Origin of the sequence: Dietzia sp., from assembly GCF_036741115.1 — a bacterium.
Lineage (GTDB): Bacteria > Actinomycetota > Actinomycetes > Mycobacteriales > Mycobacteriaceae > Dietzia.
The window spans coordinates 16,817-19,831 of the sequence record NZ_DAINST010000060.1 but is presented as its reverse complement, the minus strand read 5'-3'; the positions used below and the strand labels follow the sequence as shown (position 1 = coordinate 19,831).

Here is a 3,015-nt window from a genome sequence, read left to right as displayed (position 1 = left end):
CTTCCGGATTTGCCTGAATACCGCACGGGTTTGATCATCGTCGGCTTGGCCAGGTGTATTGCCATGGTCGTGATCTGGAACGACCTTGCCTGCGGCGATCGGGAAGCGACTGCTGTATTGGTTGCAATCAACTCGGTATTCCAAGTTGTCGCGTTCTCGCTGTTGGGCTGGTTCTATCTCACGGTGCTACCGGGATGGCTCGGTCTTGATTCTCAAGGGCTTGACGTGTCGATATGGCAGATCGCTGTGAACGTTGTCGCATTCCTTGGCGTTCCCCTTGTCGCAGGGTTTCTTTCACGGTGGCTTGGCGAGAGACTTCGAGGCCGTGAATGGTACGAGTCTCGTTTTGTTCCGGTAATCAGCCCGTGGGCGCTCTACGGTTTGCTGTTCACAATCGTTTTGCTGTTTGCGTTGCAAGGTGAAGCCATCACGAAGAACCCGTTGGACGTTGTTCGCATCGCCCTTCCGCTCCTGATCTACTTCGCGGTGATGTGGATGGTAGGAATGCTGCTCGGCCGCGGGATCGGTCTTGGATACGCGCGCTCGACCACTCTCGCGTTCACTGCGGCCGGCAATAACTTCGAGCTCGCCATTGCCGTTGCGATCGGCACGTTCGGAGCTACCTCCGGGCAAGCACTTGCCGGGGTCGTGGGCCCGTTGATCGAGGTTCCCGTCCTAGTCGGGCTCGTGTACGTGTCATTGTGGGCAGCTAAGGCCTGGTTTCACACCGATCCCATGACCGGTCAACTCACTACTGAATCGAAAGTCCAATGACCACCAATACTGCGCCCTCGAGCCTTGATGCGTGTACTCCGACGACCTCCGCTGCGATAGACATTGCAGCTGCGGCCAAGGTGGCTACCGTTCTCAAGGCGATCGCCGATCCATTCCGTTTACGAATGCTTTCGGCGATCGCGATGGACCCGCGTGGAGAATCGTGTGTCTGTGACCTTGCCGGGCTCTCTGACGTCTCGCAGCCAACGGTGTCCCATCACCTGAAAGTTCTAAAAGACACCGGCATGCTTCACGCCGAACGGCGCGGAACGTGGGTGTGGTATCGAATTGCGCCCGCGCGGCGCACGGCCGTGACGGCTCTTCTTGATGGTTTTGCGCCAGCTGCGGTGCTCGGCGAAGGTGGCGCCGATGTTGATCCTGGCGACCGAGATCAAGCATCGGCGGACTCGTGGGTCAGTCACCTTGCCGAGGAACTCGCCGAGGACTACGGCTCCGTGGACCGTGACCTCGTGGTGGCGATTGTTCGTGAATCGTATGCAGCCCTTGCGCGAACGGCGACTGTCACGCGGTACTTGATTCCGCTGGCGGAACGGTTCGCTCGTCAACGGCTAGCTGACCTCAGTCGCGATCGCGATACCGCAGCGCCGCAAGTTCTGTTCGTGTGCGTGCAGAATGCCGGGCGCTCTCAACTTGCTGCGGCCCTGGTCAACAAGCTGAGCGATGGAAAAGTGGTGGCACGCTCGGCCGGGTCATCTCCGGCTTCGCAGGTCCACCCACACGTGCACTCAATGCTTAAGGGCATCGCCGGTGAGCAGTACACAAGTGAGGTGTTCCCCAAACCTCTCACCGATGATGCAGTTCGCGCCGCCGACGTCGTGGTGACGATGGGGTGTGGCGATATTTGTCCGATCATCCCAGGCGTTCGCTATGAACAGTGGGCTGTGGGCGATCCGTCACTGGCCACGGGCGACGAAGCTGAATCCATTCGCAGTGACATCGAAAGTCACGTACGCGACCTTCTTGGTCGCCTGAACTCATAGAAGAGAATCGGAGCACGGTCATGGACCAGCCAGCTAAGCCATCGGTGCTGTTCGTATGCGTAAAGAACGCCGGAAAGTCGCAGATGGCGGCAGCGCTTATGCGCCACCTCTCACACTCGCCGGTCCAAGTCTATTCGGCCGGCACCCGCCCCGGAAATGCGCTCAATGACTTATCGGTTACGACTCTGGCCGAAGTCGGAGCAGGAGTTGATGGGGAGTACCCCAAACCCATCGAACCGGCCATTCTCCGTTCGGTGAACAGGGTCATTGTCATTGGCGAGGAAGCCATCGTCGAGCCGATCCCAGGCATGGTGGGCACGATCGACACGTGGACCATTGACGAGCCCTCCGCTCGTGGCATCGAGGGGATCGAGCGAATGCGACTGGTGCGTGACCAGCTCGCCGACAAGGTGCACCGTCTCGACGCCGATTTGGCGAACCAAACGCCCTCTTAGCCGCTGCAGAGGGGAATGCGCCCCGGTGGCCCGGCCTGTTGACCGGGCCGCCGGGGCGCCCAGCGTATCCGCTCTATCGGGCGGCTTCGACGGTGAGGTCGATGGTGGGTGCTGCCGACCCGCAGCACCCACCTTGCGACTCATTATCGGGCGCGTCATAGATGCCGGCGCCGCCGCAGACTCCCGTGTCGGGCAGTTCGAGTTCCACACGGGCCGCGGCCTCGTGGTCGCCGCTGATTTCGGCCACGACACTGCGGACCTGCTCGAAACCGGTCATAGCGAGGAATGTCGGCGCGCGGCCGTACGACTTCGCCCCGACGATGTAAAAGCCGGGCTCAGGGTGGGCCAGGTCCGCGGCGCCGGTGGCTTGGACCGAGCCGCACGAATGCACGTTCGGGTCGACCTCGGCAGCAACCTTGGACGGAGCCTGCAATCCAGCGTCAAGGTCGAGGCGAATCTCGGACAGGAACGACAGGTCCGGGCGGAAGCCGGTAGAGACAATCACCGTCTCCGCCGGGGCGAGTGTCCTGCCGTCCTGGGCAATGAGCACCGCCTGGCCGTTGTCACTGTCAATGCGCTCCGTGCGGAACCCTGTCACGAGGTCGACGAGGCCTTCGTCAACAGCCTTCTTGGCCCGCTGACCGAGGGCGCCGCGCTCGGGCAGCTCGTCCGCTGCGCCACCACCGAACACAGACCCGATAGCCCCGCGACGAAGCACCCAGGTCACGTGGGTACTGGAATCGCGGCGCACAATCGTCGCCAGATCGCCGATGGCTGTGGCCGCT

Annotated in this window: 3 protein-coding genes and 1 pseudogene; 3 read left to right on the top strand and 1 reads right to left on the bottom strand. The window is 61.7% G+C overall.

From position 1 onward, the window contains the following. The 3 genes from arsB to V7E05_RS10160 form a co-directional block, all read left to right on the top strand. Positions 1-774, top strand: a 774-nt coding sequence (arsB, locus tag V7E05_RS10170; RefSeq protein WP_333619543.1) for an ACR3 family arsenite efflux transporter, incomplete at its 5' end; no start/stop codon positions are given. Next, positions 771-1,775 carry a metalloregulator ArsR/SmtB family transcription factor gene (locus V7E05_RS10165; protein ID WP_333619542.1) on the top strand — a complete coding sequence of 335 codons (1,005 nt, stop codon included), beginning with the start codon at positions 771-773 and terminating at the stop codon, positions 1,773-1,775. The genes arsB and V7E05_RS10165, both read left to right, overlap by 4 nt. Before the next feature lie 20 nt (positions 1,776-1,795). Next, the gene (locus V7E05_RS10160) at positions 1,796-2,230 is read left to right on the top strand and encodes an arsenate-mycothiol transferase ArsC (protein ID WP_333619541.1); all 435 of its coding nucleotides are present in this window, start codon (positions 1,796-1,798) and stop codon (positions 2,228-2,230) included. 73 nt (positions 2,231-2,303) lie between these two features. Here the strand turns inward: V7E05_RS10160 and V7E05_RS10155 are convergent. After that, positions 2,304-3,015, bottom strand: a pseudogene (locus V7E05_RS10155) (flavoprotein); the annotation flags it as partial.

Bases quoted from the DNA above. Each gene is read 5' to 3' on its own strand.
- V7E05_RS10165 (WP_333619542.1), top strand. From the start codon at position 771: ATGACCACCAATACTGCGCCCTCGAGCCTTGATGCGTGTACTCCGACG.
- V7E05_RS10160 (WP_333619541.1), top strand. From the start codon at position 1,796: ATGGACCAGCCAGCTAAGCCATCGGTGCTGTTCGTATGCGTAAAGAAC.